Genomic DNA, 22973 nt, shown 5'->3' with positions numbered 1-22973 from the left:
CCAACCATGCGCCTTCTGGCTTTTCTTACGCTTCTTACCTTCAGCAAAACCAGTTTTGCAGACTGTGCGTTTGATCAAGATGTGTGCGAAGCATCCTGTAAACTTCGCTTCATTACCAATGATGCTGAAAAAGCGGGTTGTATCTCGCGTTGCGTTGCTGAAAGAACTCTCTGTTCGGCTAAAATCGGGGCGGGTAAAGCGAAAGAGTTTGGTGAAGAAGCACTAGAAGAGTCAAAATCCTTTATTGAAGGATTTACGGCTGATCAAGCTAAAGATCTGGGTAAAAAGGCTTGGGAAAACACCAAATCGTTTATCGATGGAATGATCGACAAACCTAAAGATGAAGCAACAGAGTAGTGGTTAATCCAAGCGACTCAAAATTTCACAGACCTCATCCACTCCATCCAAAGTTCTCATCGTCAAACGGTGCAGATAATCAGAATTGATTTTATAGAGATTCTGGTGCCTAACCGCATCAAGAAATGGCCACTGCTGCCAAGCCTCTTGCCAAGCATCGGGAAGACCATCGGATGCTAAAATCAGCTCTGGATTCATACCGATGACCGATTCAATACTGACTTGCGGTGCCATTTCAGGCCGATCTTTGAATACATTGACTCCACCGCAATGATCCACAGCTTCTGAAACAACCGATTGGGCGTTAAGCGTGAGCATCGGATCTGACCATAGTTGGTAAAAAACTCTCTTAGGCTCTTTTACCTTGACGGCGCTGCTGGCCAAGCGGCGATTAAACTCGGCAATCAAATTACTCGCCTCTGCCTCTGCATTGAGCAATCTACCCAACTCCGTTAACTGAGCAGGTATCTCAGTGAGAGTATCGCCTTTAATCCTGATCAAATTCAGACCCAGAGATTCAAGGTAAGTTAACTGCCGTTCGGGGTTACCCCCCTGCCAAGCCAATACATAATCGGGATCTAACTTCACAATCGCTTCGGCATCGAGCGATTGGTAGTCCCCTATCACTTGAACATCTAAAATCTCTTTAGGGTAATCCGCGGCAGATACCCTACCAACAACCCAACCCCCTTTTCCCAGTGCATAAATATTTTCAGTAAGGTCCGGCGACAACACCACCAACCGAAGGTCTGCTAGAGCCGAAGCAGGAATGAGTAGAATAATCAGAAAGCGCAGCAGCAAAACTAGCCTCATTAATACTTATTACTGAGCAATAATTGAATTAAGCCTCAAGTTTAGCATGGGCTTTAGCGCGACTTTCATTTATTCTTATCGGATAGAGTTCGAGTCACACAAAGGAGTTAACGTGGATCAGAATACTGTTTGGGTTATTGCAATCGCTGCGCTTATTATCGGTACTTTATTGGGTTTCTTGTTTGGCCGCAGTGGCAGTAACGGTTCACGCGAAGTACAACTTGCGAACGATCTTGAGAAGGCTCAGCTTGATTTAGAGCGCTACCGTGATGAAGTTAACCAACATTTCAGCAAGACGGCTGAACTTGTGAACGGCTTAACCAACCAATACCAAAAAGTGCACCAGCATTTAGCCGAAAGTGCTGAAACACTGGTTCGTGATGAAAAACTGGTTGCTAGTCTAAAAAGCAGTGCAGGCAGCCAACTGGAAGACAAGTCTACAGCTTCTAGCACTCAAGCAGAGCCACCGACTCTATCAATGCCACTAGACTATGCTCCGAAGAGAGAAGATGAACCTGGCACACTGTCAGATAGCTTTGGACTTCACTCTGAAATTGTTGAGAACCCAGCGGACCCCGCCAAGGTTTACAACCGAGACGAAAAGAGCGCCTAAGCGCTCTTTTTTATTGCTAATTAGCCAGTCAAAATCAGGCGGGGTTATCGATATCGATAAATTGATGTTCGATACCAAAAGCATTCGACAAATGCTCTCCCAGCGCTTTTGCACCGTAACGCTCCGTCGCGTGATGTCCAGCTGACAGGTAGTGAATACCCGCTTCTCTGGCATAATGAACCACTGGCTCAGAGATCTCACCACTAATGAAAAGGTCAGCCCCAAGCTGATCAGCACGCTCTATCATGCGTTCTGCCGATCCGGTGCACCAGGCAATGCGTTGCACAGAACGATCGTCACCCAGCACCAATTCAGCCTGACGGCTCAGCTTTGTGGAGACTAAATCTGAAAACGCTTGAGCACTCATCGGTTGTGATATTGACCCGACATTTCCCACGCTGAACGGGTTACCCTGATCCATGCCATCTTCTATCTGCATGCCGATGATCTCAGCCAACTGAGCATTGTTTCCCACTACAGGATGCGCATCCAGAGGCAGATGATAAGCCAATAGGCTGATATCGTTTTTCATCAGGGTACGAATGCGATTGCCTTTGATACCGGTTAATGGCTCGGACTCCCCTTTCCAAAAGTAACCATGGTGAACCAACAGAAGATCAGCACCGGCTTCAATTGCCGCATCAATCAACGCTTGGCTTGCTGTAACACCACTGACAATTTTCGAGACATTTCTCTTACCCTCAACTTGCAATCCATTGGGGCAGTAGTCTTTAAACCGATCAACGGATAAATAGTCGTTGCAGTAACTGACAAGATCTTTCAACGCGACAGACACCGAATACCTCTTAGAAAAATAGTGTTCAAGTTACATCTTACCCCGCTATCGCCTTATAATCAGTAATCATTACAAGCTGGTAAGAGCAATTTAACATGGGCAAGTATCTGAACACCTTGGTTTGGCCAACACTGGCTGGCATTCTAGCGGCAGTATTGATCGTTCAATTCTTCCCACAGCTCAGCGGTTCTAACAGTACCGAAATTAAGCTGATCAACACACCCGCAGATCAAGCTGGGCCGCAATTGATTACAAGCTACTCTGAAGCCGTGAAGAAGGCAGCGCCATCAGTTGTCAGTATTTATGGACGCGCTTTAGAGACTAATGAGAACAACCAGATTTCACTCCCTCAAAGTTTAGGTTCTGGCGTTATTATCAGCAAAGATGGTTTCGTCATGACCAATAACCACGTTGTAGCTGCTGCTGAACAGATCATCGTTTCGTTAATTGATGGACGTGAGGCAGTGGCTTCCATTGTCGGCACCGATCCAGAATCAGATTTGGCACTGTTAAAAGTAAACCTGGAGAATCTACCCGGCATAACACTGCTTCCAACCAGCAGTGTAGCGATCGGTGATGTTGTGCTGGCCATCGGGAACCCTTTCGGTGTTGGGCAAACCGTTACCCAGGGAATTATCTCTGGCATGGACAGACACAGTTTAGGGCTGAATACCTACGAGGACTTTATTCAGACCGATGCTGCTATTAATCCAGGCAACTCCGGTGGTGCACTGATCACGGCCACCGGCGATCTGGTTGGCATCAATACTGCCATTTTTTCAAAGTCAGGTGGCTCACAGGGCATTGGCTTTGCCATTCCAACTGAACAAGTCATAGATGTTCTATCCAATCTAGTCCGTTATGGCCGAGTCATTCGCGGCTGGGTAGGCGTGGAAGCTCGTCCGATGCTTCCAAATGAGGCGGAGGCCTCTGGTCTGAGACGAGACATCAAAGGTTTGTTGTTAACCGGCATCTATCGCAATAGTCCTGCGGAGCTGGCAGGCCTACAACCGGGTGACGTTTTATTAGCGATCAACGGTGAACCCGTTAAAGGTTCCGGAGTCGCATCAATGAATCAGATTGCTCGCGTTAAACCGGGTGATGTAACAGAGATGAAGATCTTTAGGGACAACAAAGAGTTGGTACTTGAGGTGACAACCAGTGAGAGACCTCCAAGCCGATAACCATCAGCTTGGAGACTAAGTTAAGTGTTGTCCTTAATTCGGTACTCAGCAGAGCGAGCGTGAGCCGTTAGCCCCTCTCCTCGCGCTAGAACAGAAGCAACCTTGCCCATCTCTGATGCACCCTCAGCAGAGAACATGATCAGTGAAGAGCGTTTCTGGAAATCGTAGACTCCCAATGGTGAACTGAATCGCGCAGTACCTGAAGTAGGCAGAACGTGGTTCGGACCCGCACAATAATCACCTAGAGCCTCTGCCGTATAGCGACCCATAAAGATGGCACCAGCGTGCTTAATCTTCTCAGTCAAGGCGACAGGGTCTTCAACAGAGAGTTCAAGGTGCTCTGGCGCAATTCTATTAGAGAGTGCAGCCGCTTCATCCAAATCAGCAACTTCAATCAATAGAGCACGATCTGCTAAAGATGCTGAAATAATCTGCTCACGCTCAAGAGTAGGCAGTAATTTGGCAATACTCTGTTCAACACGATCAATGTAAGCGGCATCGGTTGCGATCAAAATAGGCTGAGCGTCTTCATCATGCTCCGCTTGAGAGAAGAGATCCATCGCAACCCAATCTGGGTCCGTTTTGCCATCGCAAATCACAAGAATTTCCGAAGGTCCTGCAATCATATCGATACCAACAGCACCAAAGACCGCACGCTTAGCTGTAGCAACATAGATGTTACCTGGACCAACTATTTTATCGACTCGAGGCACTGTCTGTGTTCCATAAGCGAGAGCAGCAACGGCTTGTGCGCCACCGATTGTAAAGACACGATCGACGCCAGCAATCGCTGCGGCGGCTAAAACCATCTCATTGATAACACCATCCGGTGTCGGCACAACCATGATAATCTCTTCAACACCGGCTACTTTCGCAGGCATTGCGTTCATCAAAACTGAAGAGGGGTATGCCGCCTTACCACCAGGAACGTAGATACCTACGCGATCCATAGGGGTTACTTTCTGGCCTAACAACGTGCCGTCAGCCTCTTCGTACTGCCAAGAGTGAGAGAGCTGTCGTTCGTGGTATGAACGCACACGATCAGCAGCCACTTCAAGTGCATTACGCTGTTCTGGCGAAATAGCCTCAAGTGCCTGCTGCAAACGAGCTTTTGACATCTCTAACTGAGAGATCTCAGATACAGACGTGCGATCAAAACGATTGGTTAACTCAACTACCGCCTCATCACCCATAGCTCGAACCTGCGCAATGATGTCATCAACACGCTCATTGACGGCTTTATCTGAGACACTCTCCCAAGCCAACATCGCATCAAGTTGCTGATCGAAATCGGCTTGTGAACTTTTTAGACGTTTAACTTGAGAAGTCATATTACTTTCCACGTTTATCAATAACCGCTTGTGTTAGTTGATCAAGAATTGGTTGAATCAGATCGTACTTCATCTTCATAGAGGGCTGCCCTACTACGAGACGAGAGCTGATATCAGCAATGTGATCCATCGCTTCTAAGCCATTGGCACGTAATGTGTTACCGGTATCGACGATGTCTACAATACGATCGGCCAAACCCATGATAGGAGCCAACTCCATCGCGCCGTATAACTTAATAATGTCAACCTGACGTCCTTGACGGGCAAAGTATTCACGAGTCACGTTGACAAACTTGGTAGCGACACGCATGCGACCTTCAACCGCTTCAGCATCTTTCATTCCTGCTACGCGTAGTTGGCAGGTTGAGATCTCTAAATCTAAGGGTTCGTAGAGTCCGGCCCCGCCGTGCTCCATTAAAACATCTTTCCCGGCAACACCCATGTCAGCACCACCGTACTCAACGTAGGTTGGAACATCGGTCGCACGAATCACCACTAGCTTGATGTTCTCGTGATTAGTATCAAAGATGAGCTTTCGGCTTTTAAAAATATCTTCAGTCGGCTCTATGCCCGCTGCAGCAAAAAGCGGTAGGGTCTCTTCAAGAATTCGACCTTTAGACAACGCTATGGTTAATTGCTCTTTCATCACTAATCCAATTATTAAGCAGGAACACGGCGAATTTTAGCGCCTAAGGACTGCATCTTCTCTTCGATACACTCGTATCCACGGTCAATGTGGTAGATGCGCTCCACTGGAGTCTCGCCCTCTGCAACTAACCCTGTAAGTACAAGACTTGCTGATGCTCGTAGATCTGTCGCCATAACCGGTGCCGCTTTAAGTTTTTCGACCCCTTCAATCGTGGCGGTATTACCATCAATAACTACTTTCATTCCAAGACGAATCATCTCTTGAATGTGCATAAAGCGGTTTTCAAAGACAGTCTCTTTGATGCGACCCACACCATCAGCAATGCTGTTAAGCGCTGCAAACTGAGCTTGCATATCGGTCGGAAACGCTGGGTATGGAGCGGTTGTAATGCTCACCGCTTTCGGACGGCGGCCCTCCATATCCAGCTCGATCCAGTCATCACCTTGTGTAATCTTGGCACCAGCCTCTTCAAGCTTTTTCAAAACCGCTTCAAGAATATCACCGCGAGTATTACGGGTACGCACTCGACCAGAAGTGATAGCGCCAGCGACTAGGTAAGTACCGGTCTCAATGCGATCCGGCATAACTGAGTGAGTACACCCTTTAAGAGTCTCTACACCCTGAACACGAATCGTATCTGTACCAGCACCTGAAATTTTAGCGCCCATAGCGATAAGGCAGTTGGCTAGATCGACCACTTCGGGTTCACGTGCCGCGTTTTCAATGATCGTTTCACCTTCAGCTAAAACTGCAGCTGATAGGATGTTTTCAGTACCGGTTACCGTCACAGTATCAAAAAAGACCGTAGCCCCTTTTAAGCGGCCATCAACACGAGCATCAATGTAGCCATCCATGACTTCAATCTGAGCCCCCATCGCTTCCAATCCACGCAGGTGAAGATCGACCGGACGACTACCAATGGCACAACCACCAGGCAGGGAAACCTGTGCACGACCATGTCGCGCTAACAGAGGGCCCAATACGAGAATTGAAGCACGCATAGTTTTCACCAACTCATAAGGTGCTGTGAATTCGGTGATCGTAGTGGGATCAAGCTCAACACTCATCTTCTCACCCACGGTAAGCTCAACGCCCATACGACGCAGCAGCTCAAGCATGGTGGTGATGTCATGCAAATGCGGCAGATTGCATATAGTGACCGGCTCACTGGCGACTAGGGTTGCAGCAAGAATCGGTAGCGCAGAGTTCTTTGCACCAGAGATCCACACTTCGCCGTCTAAACGAGCGCCACCTTCAATGATTAATTTATCCATCTGATTACCTAAGCAGATTAATTACTGCTGTGACTCCCACTGATCTGGAGTAAACGTTTTAATGGAAACAGCATGGATAGCACCTGATGCAATTTGATCAGTCAAACAAGCGTATACCGCTTGCTGCTTCTTAACCGGACTCATTCCGGAGAACATTTCACCAACAACCGTTACCTGAAAATCACAGCCTTCGCCCGCCGTATGGACCGTACAACCCTCAAGCTGACTCTCAACCAGTTGCTTCACTTCATCAGCGTGCATAGTAATCTCCAGATAATCCTTAAATTTAGCCGCGTATAATAACGAAAAAGGGCCCTGATATCATCTATCAAGGCCCTATAAATGCATTCAAAACGAACACTACAGATTATTGAATATCAACGCCCACTAGGTCCGCAATGGTCTCCATCTGAGTTGGAAGATTGGCCCACTCAATATTGGCGTTATTTCGTTTGATCTCTACCCACAAGGCGACCGCACAACTATCGACTTTCGTTACATTAGATAGATCGATCGCGCTTGCTCCTGCAGCAATAGCAGAGCAAACCTGTTCAACAACTTGGTTGTAGGTGTTACGAGTCAACTCACCTTGAATCTTAAACACCGGATCCATTAGGCACCTGACACTTTATCAGACATCGCTTCAGACCACTGCTCGATCACTTTAGCAATTTTTCCATGCTGCTCCATCAAGCCAGCAAATTGGTTACGGAAGGTAATTCTCAGATTAATACCATCGACAACCACATTGACCAATAACCAACGGTCATCTTTGTAAACCATGTAGTAAAGAAGAGAATAAACCGTTCCATCTTCCGCAGAGACATTCACGTTGACAATCTGTTTGTCGGGATCTGGGCTTTGCTCAACTGGAGGGATGATTTCAAACTCTTTAAAGTTGAACCCAACGACTGCTTTGGCATAAGTTCTAAGCAGAGTGCTTTTCACAACGACCGCAAAATCAGCGACCTCTTTGTCACTAGCGCGGCGGTAATATTTACCCATGATCGATTTCGCAATGTACTCAAAATCAACCGACTCACCGACCAGCTTATCGATCTCCCCCATCAACTCATCAACATTCTCTGGCTGTCGAAGGCGCTCATCATTAACCAAGGCGAGCATATCCGCAGTCGCTGTCTCCATGATCTGACTGGCAGAGTCCCAATTAGCCTGCGCAGGAGATAACGTCCCCATCAAGAGAGTAGCCAGAAAAATAAAACGACCTAACATGTTACTCACTCACCTTATTAAACAGGAACTTACCTACAATCTCTTCAAGCACTAATGCTGACTGCGTATCTTCAATCGTCATACCATTTTCCAAAAGATCATCTTCAAACCCAGGGGTAATACCGATGTACTTCTCCCCTAAAAGACCTGCCGTTAGAATTTGCGCTGAGCTATCAATGCTAAGGTAGTCAACATCATCAAAGATCTGCATCTCCACTTCGGCCATCAGGCGCTTAGGATCAATGCGAATAGCTGAAACCTGACCAATTTGAACACCGCTCATGGAGACTTTTGCACGCTCAGTTAGCCCCCCAATATTGTCAAAGCGAGCATAGACGGTGTAGCCAGTCCCCTTCTGAGAGAGGTTTAAACCGCTGACATTTATTGCCAGAGCGACAAGAGCCAAAATACCGGCGAGGATAAGTGCGCCAACACTGATTTCGAGGGCACGAAAACGCATTAAAAATCTCCAAACATCATTGCGGTTAGAAGAAAGTCCAACCCTAGTATAGCCAGCGAAGAGTAGACAACTGTGCGAGTGGTCGCCTGCGAGATGCCTTCTGACGTTGGCACACAATCATTACCCTGAAAAACAGCTATCCAGATCACTACAAAACCAAATACCAACGATTTGATTACACCATTTAAAACATCTTCAGAGAAGCTGACTGAAGCCTGCATATTGGCCCAGAAACTTCCAGAAAAAATACCTAGCCAGTCAACAGCGACTAAAGATCCACCCCAGATACCTACGATCGCAAAAATCATCGACAGTAAAGGCATACTGATAAAACCTGCCCAGAGACGCGGAGCAATAATGCGTCGCATGGGATCGACACCAATCATCTCATAACTGGCTAACTGCTCGGTCGCCTTCATCAAACCAATTTCAGCAGTGACCGCGGAACCCGCTCGTCCAGCAAATAGCAGTGCAGTAACCACAGGGGCCAACTCACGAACCAGCGACAGCGCCACCATCTGACCAACAGCCTGTTCTGAACCGTAATCCACCAGAATAGTGTAGCCCTGCAAACCGAGTACCATTCCGATAAACAGACCCGATACGATGATAATGACCAGCGATAGCACACCAATGAAATAGAGCTGGCGAACCAACAGCGGCAACATCATCACAGGTGCTGGCTTGGCAATTAGAGATTGACTCAATAACTGCCCTGCACGACCCACTGCAGCCACGCGATTAAGAGTTTTAGCGCCCAATTGTTGCAGAAACTGAATCATTGTGAGCCACCAAACAACTGATCTTTGAAAGAGGGAGCTGGAAAGTGGAAAGGAACGGGGCCATCAGGTCGACCTTTCATGAACTGTTCAACGCGCGGATCTTCAGAACCATTGAGTTGATCAGGTGCACCTTGAGCCAGCACCTTCCCATCAGAGATAAGATAGACGTAGTCTGCAATGCTCAAGGTCTCTTGGATATCGTGCGAGACTATGACTGATGTATGACCAAGCGCCCTGTTCAAACGAGAAATCAAATTAATCAGAACGCCCATGGCAATAGGATCCTGTCCTGCAAAGGGCTCGTCATACATCAAGAAATCCGGATCAAGGGCTATTGCCCTAGCTAATGCAGCCCGCCTTGCCATACCCCCTGATAACTCAGCTGGCTTAAGTTCACTGGCACCTCGCAAGCCGACAGCATTCAACTTCATCAAAACCAGATCTCGAACAACGCTTTCGGGTAAATCTGTGTGAACTCTTAAAGGAAAGGCGACATTTTCAGCTACTGACATATCCGTAAATAGAGCACCGCTTTGAAACAGCATCCCCATTTTTGCCCGTAACTCGAAGAGACGGCGACGTGAAAGAGAGTGAACATTGTCACCGTCGACTCTAATCGAGCCCTGATCAGGCGTAAGCTGTCCCCCAATCAATTTAAGAAGGGTCGTTTTTCCCGTTCCTGAGGGCCCCATGATCGCTGTGATCTTGCCGCGAGGAATGGTTAACGATAGATCATCAAAGATCTTTCGTTCACCACGCCAAAAGCTGAGATTACTCACTTCGATATGTGTGTCATTTAATTGAGCCATCAGTGCCTATCGATGAATAAATAGAAAATATTGGTAGAATTCTAGTCTAAAAACATAGCTTATCAAGCAGACCTTTAGATTAAGAGAAAAATATCGAGACTCTTTACCGGACAGTCACTTATAAAAACAGTAATATACTGTAAATTAAACAGTATTAACGCGAACTTAAGGATCTCGACCCTTGTCCGACTCCAATACCACTCGATTCGATTACGTGAGCGCAGGCAAACAGACCATCTCGATTGAGCAAGAGGCTATACAAGCCCTAAATGACTCTCTTGGAGAGGCGTTCAACCAAGCTTGTCACTCTCTTTTGAACTGCAAAGGGCGTGTCATCGTGACTGGCATGGGCAAATCAGGGCACATTGGCACCAAAATAGCAGCAACTCTAGCAAGCACCGGAACACCCGCGTTTTTTGTGCACCCAGGCGAGGCGAGTCATGGCGATCTGGGCATGTTCACGAAAGAAGATGTTGTCATTGCCCTATCCAACTCAGGTGAATCCAACGAAGTCGTTACTATTTTACCTCTGCTTAAACGCAAAGGGATTACGCTCATTTCAATCACCTCTAAACCCCATTCAGCGTTGGCAACCAGTGCTGATATCAGCCTTGTGACCCCTATCGAACGCGAAGCTTGCCCACTTAATCTTGCCCCCACCTCCAGTACAACCGCACAACTGGTGCTTGGCGATGCGATCGCAACGGCTCTTTTAGAGGCGAGAGGATTTAGTGCAGAAGATTTTGCCTTTTCACACCCCGGCGGTGCGCTGGGTCGTCGACTGCTGTTGAAAGTGAGTGATTTAATGCACTCTGGAGACGAAGTTCCCTCAGTTGCACCAGGCACTCCCATTCAAGAAGCGCTTTTGGAGATCACCCAAAAACGCCTGGGAATGACAACCGTTGTGGATGAAGAACTCCAACCTCTTGGCATTTTTACCGACGGGGACCTCCGCCGTGCCATTGACCAGGGCGTTAATCTGAATCAAGCCTCAATCGACTCTGTCATGACAAAGAGTTTCACAACGGTGACGCCTGAGATGTTAGCCGCCGAAGCTTTACAGATCATGCAAGATAAAAAAATTAATGCACTCATTGCTTTAGATGAGACAGGGAGAGTTGCTGGGGCATTGAACATGCATGATATGTTAAAAGCAGGGGTCATCTAATGCGTCCCAATCCAACAGAAGAACAGATAGCACTAATCAAACCCATTCAACTACTGGTGATGGATGTTGATGGCATACTGACCGAGGGCAATCTTAGCTTCCTAGCCGATGGCAGTGAGATTAAGAGCTTCAATATACTGGACGGCCTTGGCATAAAGCTGTTAACGGAATCCGGCGTAAAAACCGCCATCATTACCGGTAGACAATCTAATCAAGTCATCCAACGCGCTGAGTCACTGGGCATCAATTACATACAGCAAGGCCGAGAAGATAAATTGACCGCGCTTCAAGAGCTTTGGAAAAACACCGGTTTTAACGCTTCAAACACGGCCTATATCGGCGATGACTTACCTGACCTATCTGCCATTATAGCCGCACGCTTTGGGGTCACCGTTCCGAACGGTCACTGGCTCGTAAAAGAGAACGCTGATCATATTACGACTCAATCAGGCGGTCGCGGAGCTGCACGTGAGCTGTGTGAATTGATCATGGCTTGCCAAGGTACGCTAGACAACGCGTTGGAGCGATTTAAGTGATCACTAATCTCAGAGCGAAAATTCGATTAGCCATTGCGTCGACGTTGATTGCTCTTTTTTTGATCTTCACACTGTTATTGAATCAAGGCGATATTGAAGAGGGCGTACTCCTAAAAGAGAACCCGAACAGAATTGATTTTTTTGTAATAGACGCCACTCTTACTCGTTGGTCTGAAGCGGGCAATCTAAGCTCTGTCACCCACACTCCGCGAGCAGAGCATTTAGTTAACTCAGAACAGATGAAGTTAACAACACCTTTCTCAGTAGGCTATCGCCAAGATGGCACGACTGAACACACCATCAATGCTGATCTGGGCTTTTTTGCTGACGACAACAGTCAACTAGACCTTGAAGGCAGTGTAGAGCTTCACCATAATCCAGATTCTGAGAAAGACACTGCACTCTTCACAGAGCAGTTGAGCTACTTTCCAGAACAGAATCTGGCGACCAGTGATGTAGCCGTCGAATTTCTGAACAACCAGGGTTCAACCAAAGGGGTTGGCATGACACTGAATACGGAATTAAACACCTTAGATCTTCATTCAACCGTGAGGGGGGCCTATGTCGCTTCGAGCACTGACCAGTAACCTATTTCTAGCCTTTACAGTTGTTCTTAGTGGATCAGCTTTAGCGCTGCCAACCGATCGAGACGAACCCATCTACGTAGAGGCAGACTCAGCTAATATTGATGAGGCCAAAGGAGTCACTCGATACACAGGCAACGTCATCATCACCCAGGGATCAATGGTGCTTAAAGGTGAAACCGTCGATCTGTTACGTGGTAATGATGACGCCATCAATCAGATTATCTCAAAAGGTGCTCCAGCCTACTTCGAACAACGCCCTCAACTGGACCAAGAGATTACCTATGCAACGGGCTCAACTCTAGATTACACAGTAAGCTCTCAACTGCTGTTAATTACGGGGAACGCCAGAGTGACTCAGGGTGGTGACGAGTTCACTGGCGCCAAAATTAATTACGACATGGCGAACTCTAAAGTAAAAGCCTTTAGCAGTGAGAGCGGAAGCCAGCGTGTCAAAATGGTTCTTCAGCCTAAAAAAGATAATTAACCATGAGTTCACTCGAAGCCCTTCACCTAGCCAAAAGCTACAAAGGACGCTCTGTTATTCAAGATGTGTCCGTCACTGTTGAGCCTGGTGAGATTATCGGATTGCTTGGGCCCAACGGTGCGGGTAAGACAACCTGCTTCTATATGATTGTAGGTCTGGTCAGAGCGGATCGAGGCAACATTCGTCTCAATGGCGACGACGTCACTAGAATGCCTATTCATGAGCGCGCAAAACGCGGCTTAGGCTATCTTCCGCAAGAGGCCTCTGTATTCAGAAAGCTGAGTGTCTACGATAACCTGATGGCCATACTGGAGCAGAGAAAAGACCTGACCAAAGATCAACAACACGAGAAAGCTCAATCTCTACTAGAAGAGTTCCATATCACTCACATCAAAGAGTCCAAAGGGATGGTCCTATCTGGGGGTGAGAGACGCCGAGTTGAGATTGCAAGAGCCCTAGCAAACGACCCTGACTTCATCCTACTGGACGAGCCTTTTGCTGGTGTAGACCCCATCTCTGTAAGCGACATCAAACAGACCATCAGGCACCTTAAAGATCGAGGTATTGGCGTCCTGATAACCGATCACAATGTCAGAGAGACTCTCGACATTTGCGAACGGGCTTACATCGTTAGTGAGGGTAACATTCTTGCAGAGGGTGAGCCTGAGCAGATCATGATGAATCAAGCCGTTAAAGAGGCTTATCTGGGCAATGATTTTCGCTTGTAACTCTCACACTTTTAAGTAATTATCATTTTAATGAAGCACTCTTTACAGCTCAAAGTCGGACAGAACCTGTCCATGACCCCACAATTGCAGCAAGCGATCAAATTGCTGCAACTCTCCTCCTTAGAGCTACAGACAGAGATTCAAGAGGCACTCGATAGTAACCCACTACTGGAGGTAGCCGATGAAGAAGATCAGAGTGAAGAGAACTCTCAAAGCATTGAGCAAAAAGAGTCATCAACCTCAGATGAGACCCAATCTAATTCAGAGATCGAAGAGACGTTCGAATCGTCTCAGCCGGAAGATAGCTGGTCTACTGATGACATCCCTGAACAGCTTTCAACCGACAGTCAATGGGACGATACTTACCAAAGCTCTTCAAATTCCAATCGTGATGATGATTGGATGCCAGGTGATAATGACGCTGCGGTTGAAACCATCCAAGACCACCTTAACTGGCAACTGAATCTGGTTAATTTCAGCGATGTTGATCGATACATTGCTGAGATGATTATTGACTCTATCGATGATCGTGGCTATCTGATCACCGATCTGCAGGACATTCTTCTCAGCTGCCAAGAGGAGCTACCTGAACTCTTTTTTGAAGTGGAAATGGATGAGGTAGAGTCAGTACTTCACCGTATTCAACAGTTTGACCCACCCGGTGTCGGTGCCCGTGATCTTGCAGAGTGTTTGAAAATCCAGTTAAGACAGCTACCCATAGAGACCCCTTGGCGAGCCGAATCTCTGCGCCTAGCGACCGACTATTTAAATCTGTTGGGCAGTCGAGACTTTAAATCTTTGATGCGCCGTATGAGGCTCAAAGAGGAGCAACTGTCAGAGGTGGTTAGGTTAATTCAATCACTTAACCCAACACCAGGGGACTCGTTAGATCTGGGTGATACTGATTACATCGTACCGGACGTGATCGTGCGTAAACGCGCGGGGGAGTGGACACTCACTCTCAATAACGACGTAGTCCCTGAACTACGTATCAATGATGTCTACTCAGGCATGATTAAACGTGCAGACAACTCCGCGGAGAACCAATTTTTAAAAGACCATCTCCAGGATGCACGCTGGTTCATAAAGAGTTTACAAAGCCGCAACGAGACCCTCTTAAAGGTCTCAACGGAGATCGTTTCCAGACAGATCGGTTTTCTTGAACAGGGTGAACAGGCGATGAAGCCTCTTATTCTTCACGACATTGCTGAAGCCGTTGATCTACATGAATCCACCATCTCCCGTGTTACAACTCGAAAATACATGCACACCCCGCGCGGTGTCTTTGAATTGAAATATTTCTTTTCGAGTCAGGTGGCTACCAGTGACGGCAGTGGTGCATCATCAACTGCGATTCGAGCAATCATTAAAAAATTAATTTCAGAAGAAGACCCTCGCAAGCCACTAAGTGACAGTAAGCTTGCTACACTACTAGATGAAGAGGGGGTGAATGTTGCAAGACGAACCATTGCTAAATATCGCGAAGTTCTCAACATTCCACCTTCAAATGAGAGAAAGCGTTTGGTTTAATTGAGGTGGGCGGCCTCATTTTTTCACTCCGCCTAAGACGAGGAGAAGTCATATGCAGATAAATATTACTGGTCATCACGTGGACCTGACTGAAGCTCTAAGTGAATACGTACGTAACAAGTTCGATAAGCTAGAACGTCACTTCGACAACATTCAGAATGTACAAGTTACTCTCAGTGTCGAAAAGCAGGGTAAAAAAGCCGAGGCTGATGTTCACTTAGCCGGTGGCCAAGTGGTCGCTTCTGATGAGCATGATGACATGTATGCAGCGATTGATGGCTTAGTGGATAAGCTTGATCGCCAAATCATCAAGCATAAAGAAAAAATGAAATCTCACAAATAAACGAACGACAACATGCAACTAGGTGACCTACTGACGACTGAAACAACCGCCTGCCGGGAGTCAGTCGCCAGTAAAAAACGCCTTCTACAAGTGGCCAGCGAAAAGCTGGCCTCTTCAGTTGATGGCGTGACAGAAGATGAAATTTTTACAGGCCTTCTCAATCGTGAACGGTTAGGCAGTACAGGAATAGGTTCTGGCGTGGGTATACCACACTGTCGGATCCCAGGTTGCTCAACAGCATCCGCCTGCTTAATCACACTTGATGACGGTGTCGATTTTGATTCAATCGATTCAGCGCCGGTCGATCTTGTCTGCGCACTGATCGTGCCCGATGATGGAAATGATGAGCACCTTAAGACACTGGCTGGTTTAGCCGAGCTGTTCAGCAAGCCCGAAGCCCTTAATTCACTCAGAGACTGCACGAATTCTGAGGCCCTACTCAATAAAGCAACTGAGCTATCAAAGGTCTGATCATGAGAGTCGTTGTTATCTCGGGTCGCAGTGGTTCAGGGAAGAGTACCGCCTTGCAAGCACTTGAAGATGTTGGGTTCTATTGCATAGACAACCTACCGGCGACGCTATTGCCAGCGTTGGTCGAGCAGATGCTTAACGACCAGAATACCGCACCCCTGATTGCTGTGAGCATTGATGCCCGCAACCAGCATACCGACCTAAAAGCCTTCCCAGAAATCATGGAATCCTTGAGGGCTAGAGAAGATATAGGCATCGAGATCACTTATCTTGACGCATCAGAAGCGACCCTATTGAAACGGTACAGCGCCACTCGAAGAAAACACCCGCTGAGCAACCAAGATATTGGACTGGAAGAGGCAATAGCCTTAGAACGAGATCTGCTTGAACCCATCGCAAGTTCTGCAGACATGAGAGTTGATACCACTCGGCTTTCACTCTATGAACTGCGTGACACCATTAAATTGAGGGTAGCACAGCGTAAAGAGCAAGCGCTCTCTTTGCAGTTTGAATCCTTTGGCTTCAAGCACGGCGTTCCATTAGATGTTGATTTCAGCTTTGACGTCAGGGTGCTTCCTAACCCCTACTGGTTTGTAGAGTTGCGCCCTCTCTCTGGGAAAGATGAACCGGTTAAAAAATTTCTCAACGCTTCCGATGAAGTGAATGAAATGATTAATGACATAGAGCAGTTCATTGTGAAGTGGATTCCCCATTTCAAAACCAATAATCGAAGCTATGTTACTGTTGGCATTGGTTGCACGGGCGGCCAACATCGCTCTGTATACATTGCGGAGAGCCTTGCATCTCGCTTTGCTGACAGAATGGATAACATCCAAGTACGCCATCGAGAATTATCAGAATAAGTTTCGCAATGATTGAAAAAAACGTTACTATAATCAACAAATTGGGACTACACGCGCGTGCAGCGGCTAAACTTATTGGCGTAACAGGTAAGTTTGGTTGTGACATCAAAATCACAAAAGATGGCAAAACAGTCGATGCTAAAAGCATTATGGCCATTATGATGTTGGCTGCATCCCAAGGAACAGATCTAATCATACAAACGGATGGCGCTGATGAATCCGCCGCGATGAATGCCGTGATTGAGATCATAAATAACCGTTTTGACGAAGATGAGTAGAGTCTAACCTACTCGTAAAGGAGGGCTGCATGAGTACGGACGAAGCACCGATCGCTCTAGATACGTTAAGCGAAGCCCTTCAATCAGATAATCTCAAACAGATTCGCTACATGCTCAACAAGGGCATGCGGCCTGTGGAAGTTGCTCACCTTCTAGAGAAAACCCCTCCTCGCGAACGTCGCATTGTATGGAACCTGCTCAACCCAGAGATAGAGGGTGAGGTTCTACAGCACCTCGGTGAAGATATTCAGGCTGAAATTGTCAGCGATTTAGACGCGGCAGAAATTCTGGCGATGACAGAGTCACTCGATGTCGATGACTTAGCCGATATTCTTCAGCAGCTTCCTGACACAGTCATGCAAGAGATGCTGCAAAACATGGATTTGCAGAATCGCCAACGGGTTGAAGCGGTACTCTCCTACCCCGATGATACGGCCGGCGGTCTGATGAATACCGATACGGTAACCATTCGACCTGATATCACGGTTGAGACGGCGCTTCGTTATCTACGTCGACACAGTGAGATTCCTGACAGTACTGACAGTATTTTCGTGGTGAGTCGCAAACGCAACGCACTAATCGGTGTACTTCCTATTACTCGACTTCTCATTTCAGACCCACAGATGCTGGTTCGTGAAATCATGAAGACCGAGAATGACCATGCGATCCCTGCCGATCTTCCTGAACGAGAGGTAGCTCGCATCTTCGAACAGCGCGACTTGATCTCGGCCCCTGTTATCAATGAGGATCGACAGCTTCTAGGTCGTATCACCATCGATGACGTAGTCGACGTCATTCGAGAAGACGCCGATCACTCACTGATGAGCATGGCCGGTCTGGACGAGGATGAAGACACCTTTGCTCCGGTACTAAAAACCAGTCGCCGTCGTGCAGTCTGGCTGGGAATTAACCTTATTACTGCTTTTTTGGCCTCGGCCGTCATTGGCCTATTCGAAGCCACCATCGATCAGGTTGTAGCCTTGGCAGTACTGATGCCAATCGTCGCCTCAATGGGTGGTATCGCCGGCAGTCAAACCCTCACTCTTGTCATTCGTGGCCAAGCACTTGGACACATTGAAAGACACAATATTGGCTGGCTGTTTAACCGTGAGTTAATCGTTAGCATCATCAACGGGTCACTCTGGGCTGTTGTAGTGGCCGCCATTGCTGTCCTCTGGTTCCAAGATATGACCATCGGTATAGTGATCGCAATGGCCATCGTGATCAATCTAGTCGCGGGCGCTATGGCAGGCAGTCTTCTGCCACTGACCCTTAAGCAAGCGGGAATCGATCCAGCACTAGCCGGGGGTGTATTACTCACCACCATTACAGACGTGGTAGGTTTTTTTGCCTTCCTCGGACTAGCCACCTTTTTCTACGGTTAATTATGAGCAGTAAAAATTTTTCAAAAGAGAGTGATCAAGAGATCGAACTCGTCAGCCGCAGCCAGGTTAAACGAGAAGCTGAAGAGCTTCAAAAACTGGGTGGTCGCATCACTGAGTTACGACTTGATCAACAAGCGAAAGTCCCCATGTCTGAACGCCTCGCAGAGGCCTGTGCAGAGATGACAAGAATCACCTCTAATGGTGCGAAAAAACGTCAACTGCAGTACATCGGCAAATTGATGCGCACAGAAGATGCCGATGCGATTCGTGTCGCCATTGACCAATTCGACTCGGCTAGCGCTGCTCACAACCAGAAGTTTCATGCACTTGAGCAGTTGCGTGAGCGGCTAATAACCGGAGACAAGTCTGCGCTCTCTGAAGTACTGGAGAAGTTTGAAAACTGTGATATGCAGCATCTACGAGCTTTGATTCGAAATGCTCAAAAAGAGCGCAAAGAGAACAAGCCACCGGCCAACTTCAGAAAGATATTTCAGTACCTTCGTGACTTAGATGACGAGTCTTGAGGATAAATCTTAACGATCTCTCTTATTAATGATTTCAAGCACAGGTTCTCGCCAAGGGCCTGTCATTGAATAGCTCAGTTTAGTCGCTTCGTTGATCTTATCCCCAATCAACTTGTCGATAAGAAACAGGGCACCTGCCACCTGAGGGGCTCCAAGCAGAACGGCGGCCAGCGGTGAATTACCGGTTAATGGCAAAATCACATCGACCCGTTTATCCACCGTTCTATTGATAAGATTCAGAGAGCCCTCTGCAGTCAAATCAGCCGAGGCGCCTCTCATAATGAGTGGATCTTGAGTCTTAGCAACCCCATCCTCTAAATGGTACTTACCGACCAGCTTATCAAAGGTGATACCGGATTTATAAAGGTCACTAAAATCGAGGCGCAGACGTTTAAATAGATTGTTAAAATCGAGTATTCCGAACAATCGAAGAAGCGCTGAGTTACCTTTTGCTTCAGTAATCTGCCCATCTCGAAGGTCAAATTGCAGATCACCTCCTAGGCGATAACGACTGAATGACCAAGGTGCACCAGGCCAGCTCAGTGCAAACTCAATGGAGAGACTTTTCGTCTCTATCGCCCTTGGATCACCCATCGACTCAAGATAGTCGGCAAGGTTACTGCCTTTTGCGCTCAGGGCAATGCGACTCTGCTCGCCCTCACCAACTGACCAGATACCCTGTCCAGTTAAGCTGATACCTGCGACATCGGCCTCCAATTGATCGATCAAGAGGCTATTACCGGATGAAAGTAGATGGGTTGTCCAACGGCCCCATTGATCATCATTCCACACAAGATTTTCAATCAGAAGGTTGGTTGAAGGTATTTTGCTAATCACCTCGATGGGAGTCGGATCAGGCAATGGAACTTCTGGCTCTATTATCGATGGATCGCTCTCTGGTGTGCGCAGGTGAAGGTGGCGAAGATTTAAGTCCAAGCTGGAATCTGCAAGCTTGTAATCTATAACACCCTGAATATCACGACCATCCAGTACAATAGACCACAGATCATTATAATTACTAGCTTCAGCAAGGATTGACTCAAATTTAAGCGCTCCAACATTCAGCTGTCCGATCTCGATCGCTGTCGTAACGGAAAGCCCCTCTTTAGTTCCAGTTTTTGACTCTGATAGAGCATCAATAAACCCAAGTAGCTCCTCAACTTCAATTGAAGGAAGGGATCCATCAATGTGAAGGCGATCAGATATTTTATAGCTCGCCTGATTTCCGCCTAGACGAATATTACCGGTTAAGGGTGAATCTAAATTTAGGTGAGCCTTTAAACGATCCGCATAATTAAGCTGTATTGTTGGTGATGAGTGCAGGGTCATCAGTAGGCTCAAGCGGCTAATATCGGAAGATTGATGTGCTAAATAGTCTGGAGCATCTACTCGGGTACCGGTTAATTGAGACTCCACTTTTAGAGTCGATTGACACTGTTTAGAACAGAGTTTTAATGTCGAGTTGAGTGGAATTTCACCCGAGATGACACCTGACAGTGGGATACCGGCCCATTGCATTAACCTATGAGAATCGATTCGACCAGCAATCTGAATATCAGTTGCGGTTGAGTCATTTGAGATATCAACATCAAATGTTCGACCTAAGAAGCTTGCTTTCAAACCCTCAGCCGACAGTCCACTTGCCAAATTAAAATTAACTGTGCCATCTATATCCGTTACGGCAACCCGTTGGGTTTCAGATATAAAGACACCACGATTCAGCTCGGATTGAATCTGCAGTTTAGGGGCCCCTCCTTTGAGAGGAACGTATAGATCCACTAAAGATTTATGACTACCCGATAGCTGCCAATCCCCTAGCTTATTGCCAACGCTGTTGGCCAACGCCTCACTGTGAAATAGGCTGTTCAAATCAAAAGCTGAACCCTCAATCGCTAACAAGGTCTCGAGTTCACCCGACCCACTCTCCATCCAAAGATCTGCAAAACCGATCTCAGTACCTGCAGCACTGCCCTGCTCTAACTGAACACGAGCTGCCCCATCTCGAGCATGAATGATGGCTTCGGCCCGGTTCAACACGGGCCAGGGTGATTGATAATCTAGTGTTGTATTCTCTACCGCTACGTAGAGCTCGCTCAATGGCTTAGGTCTATCAGCCACAAGCCTAGTCGGAGTCACCAGAACTAAACCGGCCTCTTTGACATCACCTTGAATCAGCGCTCTGTTTAACCAGCTATAAAGCCCTTCACCGACAACCTTAGGCGGAGTTAGCAGTAGAGCCTCTCGGGCTATTGCACCCTTAAGCCCCATCGATAGATTAAGTAGCGCTTGTTGCTCTTTATCATAGGGTAGATCAATCGAGAACTGGCCTCGTGTTCGGATGTTATTCAACCCCAGCTCTAATAGATCAGATCCAACGGCCACATAATCACTGTGGAGCTGCCAGTTAACACGTCCTTGCGCAAAATTAAACGGCAATGCCCAGTCGTAGACCGTTGGGAACTCCATGACAAGCTGCTGACTGTCAATATCTACCCAGCCGCGGTCACTTGAAACATAAAACGAACCATTCAACTGTGATGCAGCAGGTGAACCTTTCCAGGATTTGACCGACACATCTGACAACTCACCGACCACAGAGAGGTTTTCAAATCCCTGGCTAAGATCAACGGTTAACCCTTTGACTAAACCACCGGGAGAGAGCGATTTAATCACCTCTCTGCTTTGATCACCCAAAGGCTGGTTAAGCGCAAGAGCCGACAGGTCTGATAGATTAAGCTCAGCCAGTTGAATTCGATTAGCCATCCAACCATTGACGCCAGTACTTAAATCGATCGCAGTCGGTGGCAGTGAGAATTCACTGCCTTGATAGAGGGTTGAAAAGTCTTGAAGTTGCAGCTGATAATCACGATCAACCGACTGAACAGAGAAATTTGTTGAAAGCTGCTCTAGTGCCAGCTCACCAAGCTCATCGGGCAGTACAAGTTGCAAGCTATTGGCTGATAAATTACCGACAAGATAATCCAGACTGGCGCCACGCAACTGCCCCCATAGCCGCGCATTCGCACTAATAGAGAAGCGCTGTTCGACACCTGCAAGATCGGCCAACTCTGAGCCAATGTTATCGAGTTCAACATAGAAAGGTAATAGTAGCTGACCGTTTGTGGATTGACCTTGGTGCTGAATCGCAAAACGCATGCGACTATCTTGACCCAACACTGGCATCCAAAAACTACCGCTCAATTGATGCTCTGTTTCACTGCTTTCAAGAGACATATTGTCCAGATTGATGAAGCGGGAGCGACCTGATTCTGGAATCAGATGAAGTTGTGATTCAGAAAATTCGATGGAGGGCTGTTCAAATAGAATAGCAATCAACGTATCGAATGCGCGATTATCGGTCTCTGATTGATTCGAGTCAGCCAGCCAACGCCCTTCAGACTGACGCCACTTTACATTCAGACCCTGTGCCGTGACCCGTTGAAAAATAGGCGCAGCATCAATCAATGAACGCCATGGATCGAATTCAAACGAGATGTTTTGGAGGTGAAACTCGATCTGCTTTGATTTGAGGTAGTCAATATCCGAATGGATCTCTTTGAACTCAAAGGTTGGATAGGGACCGCGCCAGCCAGTCTCTAGCTCGCCTATGGTGACTTCAATACCAAGGTATTGACTAAGCTGAGCCGCAATATCAGTTCGGTAATCGCCCAGCAAAGGGAATGCTAGACGCACAGCCGTTAGCAGGATGGCTAACAGTGCTGCCACCATCAAAACCCACCAACTGACCCAAAGCGTATGCCGAACCATGAATTCC

At 47.3% G+C, this 22973-nt stretch carries 27 protein-coding genes; 15 read left to right on the top strand and 12 right to left on the bottom strand.

What is annotated here, in order from left to right; all coding sequences use genetic code 11:
* Positions 1–6 precede the first annotated feature (6 nt).
* Positions 7–357, top strand: coding sequence for a hypothetical protein (locus XMG48_RS02810; RefSeq protein WP_173480534.1), 351 nt, complete (start codon positions 7–9; stop codon positions 355–357).
* A gap of 3 nt (positions 358–360) precedes the next feature.
* On the opposite strand, the gene XMG48_RS02805 is transcribed toward XMG48_RS02810, so the two are convergent.
* A complete protein-coding gene (locus XMG48_RS02805; RefSeq protein ID WP_173480533.1) occupies positions 361–1158 on the bottom strand; it encodes a helical backbone metal receptor in 798 nt (265 codons plus the stop codon).
* A 124-nt stretch (positions 1159–1282) separates the two neighbouring features.
* Here XMG48_RS02805 and XMG48_RS02800 point away from each other — a divergent pair, with 124 nt between their 5' ends.
* Positions 1283–1783, top strand: a complete 501-nt coding sequence (locus tag XMG48_RS02800) for a ZapG family protein (RefSeq protein ID WP_173480532.1) — start codon at positions 1283–1285, stop codon at positions 1781–1783.
* 34 nt (positions 1784–1817) lie between these two features.
* Here the strand turns inward: XMG48_RS02800 and XMG48_RS02795 are convergent, their stop codons facing one another.
* A complete protein-coding gene (locus XMG48_RS02795) occupies positions 1818–2579 on the bottom strand; it encodes a Nif3-like dinuclear metal center hexameric protein (protein ID WP_173480531.1) in 762 nt (253 codons plus the stop codon).
* A 95-nt stretch (positions 2580–2674) separates the two neighbouring features.
* Here XMG48_RS02795 and XMG48_RS02790 point away from each other — a divergent pair, with 95 nt between their 5' ends.
* Positions 2675–3763, top strand: coding sequence for a S1C family serine protease (locus XMG48_RS02790; protein WP_173480530.1), 1089 nt, complete (start codon positions 2675–2677; stop codon positions 3761–3763).
* Positions 3764–3783: 20 nt separating this feature from the next.
* On the opposite strand, the gene hisD is transcribed toward XMG48_RS02790, so the two are convergent.
* The 9 genes from hisD to XMG48_RS02745 form a co-directional block, all read right to left on the bottom strand.
* The gene (gene hisD, locus XMG48_RS02785; RefSeq protein WP_173480529.1) at positions 3784–5094 is read right to left on the bottom strand and encodes a histidinol dehydrogenase; all 1311 of its coding nucleotides are present in this window, start codon (positions 5092–5094) and stop codon (positions 3784–3786) included.
* Position 5095: 1 nt separating this feature from the next.
* Positions 5096–5740, bottom strand: coding sequence for an ATP phosphoribosyltransferase (hisG, locus tag XMG48_RS02780; RefSeq protein ID WP_173480528.1), 645 nt, complete (start codon positions 5738–5740; stop codon positions 5096–5098).
* Between the two features lie 14 nt (positions 5741–5754).
* Positions 5755–7017 carry a UDP-N-acetylglucosamine 1-carboxyvinyltransferase gene (murA, locus tag XMG48_RS02775; RefSeq protein ID WP_173480527.1) on the bottom strand — a complete coding sequence of 421 codons (1263 nt, stop codon included), beginning with the start codon at positions 7015–7017 and terminating at the stop codon, positions 5755–5757.
* 21 nt (positions 7018–7038) lie between these two features.
* The gene (locus XMG48_RS02770) at positions 7039–7278 is read right to left on the bottom strand and encodes a BolA family protein (protein WP_173480526.1); all 240 of its coding nucleotides are present in this window, start codon (positions 7276–7278) and stop codon (positions 7039–7041) included.
* A gap of 106 nt (positions 7279–7384) precedes the next feature.
* A complete protein-coding gene (locus XMG48_RS02765) occupies positions 7385–7630 on the bottom strand; it encodes a lipid asymmetry maintenance protein MlaB (protein WP_173480525.1) in 246 nt (81 codons plus the stop codon).
* Positions 7630–8250, bottom strand: a complete 621-nt coding sequence (locus XMG48_RS02760) for a phospholipid-binding protein MlaC (protein WP_173480524.1) — start codon at positions 8248–8250, stop codon at positions 7630–7632. The genes XMG48_RS02765 and XMG48_RS02760 overlap by 1 nt, the downstream gene beginning before the upstream one ends.
* Position 8251: 1 nt before the next feature.
* Complete coding sequence (gene mlaD / locus XMG48_RS02755; protein ID WP_173480523.1) at positions 8252–8710, bottom strand: outer membrane lipid asymmetry maintenance protein MlaD; 459 nt, start codon at positions 8708–8710, stop codon at positions 8252–8254.
* Positions 8710–9492 (bottom strand): lipid asymmetry maintenance ABC transporter permease subunit MlaE, encoded by a 783-nt coding sequence (gene mlaE / locus XMG48_RS02750; protein ID WP_173480522.1) that lies wholly within the window; start codon positions 9490–9492, stop codon positions 8710–8712. Before mlaE ends, mlaD begins: the two co-directional genes overlap by 1 nt.
* Positions 9489–10301 carry an ATP-binding cassette domain-containing protein gene (locus XMG48_RS02745; protein WP_173480521.1) on the bottom strand — a complete coding sequence of 271 codons (813 nt, stop codon included), beginning with the start codon at positions 10299–10301 and terminating at the stop codon, positions 9489–9491. Before XMG48_RS02745 ends, mlaE begins: the two co-directional genes overlap by 4 nt.
* Positions 10302–10482: 181 nt before the next feature.
* Between XMG48_RS02745 and XMG48_RS02740 the strand changes: the two genes are divergently transcribed.
* The 12 genes from XMG48_RS02740 to yjgA are packed head-to-tail and all read left to right on the top strand — an operon-like array spanning position 10483 to position 19198.
* Positions 10483–11469: a KpsF/GutQ family sugar-phosphate isomerase gene (locus XMG48_RS02740; protein ID WP_173480520.1), complete on the top strand. Its 987-nt coding sequence runs from the start codon at positions 10483–10485 to the stop codon at positions 11467–11469.
* Positions 11469–12005, top strand: a complete 537-nt coding sequence (locus XMG48_RS02735; RefSeq protein WP_173480519.1) for an HAD family hydrolase — start codon at positions 11469–11471, stop codon at positions 12003–12005. The genes XMG48_RS02740 and XMG48_RS02735 overlap by 1 nt, the downstream gene beginning before the upstream one ends.
* Entirely contained in the window at positions 12002–12592 is a 591-nt protein-coding gene (lptC, locus tag XMG48_RS02730) for an LPS export ABC transporter periplasmic protein LptC (protein ID WP_173480518.1), read from the top strand. The genes XMG48_RS02735 and lptC overlap by 4 nt, the downstream gene beginning before the upstream one ends.
* A complete protein-coding gene (gene lptA, locus XMG48_RS02725) occupies positions 12567–13076 on the top strand; it encodes a lipopolysaccharide transport periplasmic protein LptA (protein ID WP_173480517.1) in 510 nt (169 codons plus the stop codon). The genes lptC and lptA overlap by 26 nt, the downstream gene beginning before the upstream one ends.
* A gap of 2 nt (positions 13077–13078) precedes the next feature.
* Positions 13079–13804, top strand: coding sequence for an LPS export ABC transporter ATP-binding protein (gene lptB, locus XMG48_RS02720; RefSeq protein WP_173480516.1), 726 nt, complete (start codon positions 13079–13081; stop codon positions 13802–13804).
* A 30-nt stretch (positions 13805–13834) separates the two neighbouring features.
* Positions 13835–15334 carry an RNA polymerase factor sigma-54 gene (locus tag XMG48_RS02715; RefSeq protein ID WP_173480515.1) on the top strand — a complete coding sequence of 500 codons (1500 nt, stop codon included), beginning with the start codon at positions 13835–13837 and terminating at the stop codon, positions 15332–15334.
* A gap of 52 nt (positions 15335–15386) precedes the next feature.
* The gene (gene hpf / locus XMG48_RS02710; RefSeq protein ID WP_173480514.1) at positions 15387–15677 is read left to right on the top strand and encodes a ribosome hibernation-promoting factor, HPF/YfiA family; all 291 of its coding nucleotides are present in this window, start codon (positions 15387–15389) and stop codon (positions 15675–15677) included.
* Positions 15678–15689: 12 nt separating this feature from the next.
* Positions 15690–16148 carry a PTS sugar transporter subunit IIA gene (locus tag XMG48_RS02705; protein WP_173480513.1) on the top strand — a complete coding sequence of 153 codons (459 nt, stop codon included), beginning with the start codon at positions 15690–15692 and terminating at the stop codon, positions 16146–16148.
* Between the two features lie 2 nt (positions 16149–16150).
* On the top strand, positions 16151–17011 hold the full coding sequence (gene rapZ / locus XMG48_RS02700) for an RNase adapter RapZ (RefSeq protein ID WP_173480512.1): 861 nt from the start codon (positions 16151–16153) through the stop codon (positions 17009–17011).
* A gap of 8 nt (positions 17012–17019) precedes the next feature.
* On the top strand, positions 17020–17289 hold the full coding sequence (locus XMG48_RS02695) for an HPr family phosphocarrier protein (protein ID WP_173480511.1): 270 nt from the start codon (positions 17020–17022) through the stop codon (positions 17287–17289).
* 29 nt (positions 17290–17318) lie between these two features.
* On the top strand, positions 17319–18674 hold the full coding sequence (gene mgtE / locus XMG48_RS02690) for a magnesium transporter (RefSeq protein WP_173480510.1): 1356 nt from the start codon (positions 17319–17321) through the stop codon (positions 18672–18674).
* 2 nt (positions 18675–18676) lie between these two features.
* A complete protein-coding gene (yjgA, locus tag XMG48_RS02685; protein ID WP_173480509.1) occupies positions 18677–19198 on the top strand; it encodes a ribosome biogenesis factor YjgA in 522 nt (173 codons plus the stop codon).
* 9 nt (positions 19199–19207) lie between these two features.
* On the opposite strand, the gene XMG48_RS02680 is transcribed toward yjgA, so the two are convergent.
* Positions 19208–22966, bottom strand: a complete 3759-nt coding sequence (locus XMG48_RS02680) for a YhdP family protein (protein WP_173480508.1) — start codon at positions 22964–22966, stop codon at positions 19208–19210.
* Positions 22967–22973: the final 7 nt, after the last annotated feature.

Origin of the sequence: Marinobacterium sp. xm-g-48 (assembly GCF_013282925.1) — a bacterium.
Classification (GTDB): domain Bacteria; phylum Pseudomonadota; class Gammaproteobacteria; order Pseudomonadales; family Balneatricaceae; genus Marinobacterium_E.
The sequence above is the reverse complement of the archived record's forward strand: the minus strand, read 5'-3'. Positions and strand labels throughout refer to the sequence as shown.

Coding starts and splice junctions, on each gene's coding strand:
- hpf (WP_173480514.1), top strand. CDS start 15,387: ATGCAGATAAATATTACTGGTCATCACGTGGACCTGACTGAAGCTCTA.
- XMG48_RS02810 (WP_173480534.1), top strand. CDS start 7: ATGCGCCTTCTGGCTTTTCTTACGCTTCTTACCTTCAGCAAAACCAGT.
- XMG48_RS02680 (WP_173480508.1), bottom strand. CDS start 22,966: ATGGTTCGGCATACGCTTTGGGTCAGTTGGTGGGTTTTGATGGTGGCA.
- lptB (WP_173480516.1), top strand. CDS start 13,079: ATGAGTTCACTCGAAGCCCTTCACCTAGCCAAAAGCTACAAAGGACGC.
- XMG48_RS02745 (WP_173480521.1), bottom strand. CDS start 10,301: ATGGCTCAATTAAATGACACACATATCGAAGTGAGTAATCTCAGCTTT.
- XMG48_RS02770 (WP_173480526.1), bottom strand. CDS start 7,278: ATGCACGCTGATGAAGTGAAGCAACTGGTTGAGAGTCAGCTTGAGGGT.
- XMG48_RS02765 (WP_173480525.1), bottom strand. CDS start 7,630: ATGGATCCGGTGTTTAAGATTCAAGGTGAGTTGACTCGTAACACCTAC.
- mlaD (WP_173480523.1), bottom strand. CDS start 8,710: ATGCGTTTTCGTGCCCTCGAAATCAGTGTTGGCGCACTTATCCTCGCC.
- lptA (WP_173480517.1), top strand. CDS start 12,567: ATGTCGCTTCGAGCACTGACCAGTAACCTATTTCTAGCCTTTACAGTT.
- XMG48_RS02695 (WP_173480511.1), top strand. CDS start 17,020: ATGATTGAAAAAAACGTTACTATAATCAACAAATTGGGACTACACGCG.
- mgtE (WP_173480510.1), top strand. CDS start 17,319: ATGAGTACGGACGAAGCACCGATCGCTCTAGATACGTTAAGCGAAGCC.
- XMG48_RS02715 (WP_173480515.1), top strand. CDS start 13,835: ATGAAGCACTCTTTACAGCTCAAAGTCGGACAGAACCTGTCCATGACC.
- XMG48_RS02760 (WP_173480524.1), bottom strand. CDS start 8,250: ATGTTAGGTCGTTTTATTTTTCTGGCTACTCTCTTGATGGGGACGTTA.
- hisD (WP_173480529.1), bottom strand. CDS start 5,094: ATGACTTCTCAAGTTAAACGTCTAAAAAGTTCACAAGCCGATTTCGAT.
- murA (WP_173480527.1), bottom strand. CDS start 7,017: ATGGATAAATTAATCATTGAAGGTGGCGCTCGTTTAGACGGCGAAGTG.
- XMG48_RS02705 (WP_173480513.1), top strand. CDS start 15,690: ATGCAACTAGGTGACCTACTGACGACTGAAACAACCGCCTGCCGGGAG.
- mlaE (WP_173480522.1), bottom strand. CDS start 9,492: ATGATTCAGTTTCTGCAACAATTGGGCGCTAAAACTCTTAATCGCGTG.
- hisG (WP_173480528.1), bottom strand. CDS start 5,740: ATGAAAGAGCAATTAACCATAGCGTTGTCTAAAGGTCGAATTCTTGAA.
- yjgA (WP_173480509.1), top strand. CDS start 18,677: ATGAGCAGTAAAAATTTTTCAAAAGAGAGTGATCAAGAGATCGAACTC.
- XMG48_RS02790 (WP_173480530.1), top strand. CDS start 2,675: ATGGGCAAGTATCTGAACACCTTGGTTTGGCCAACACTGGCTGGCATT.
- rapZ (WP_173480512.1), top strand. CDS start 16,151: ATGAGAGTCGTTGTTATCTCGGGTCGCAGTGGTTCAGGGAAGAGTACC.
- XMG48_RS02735 (WP_173480519.1), top strand. CDS start 11,469: ATGCGTCCCAATCCAACAGAAGAACAGATAGCACTAATCAAACCCATT.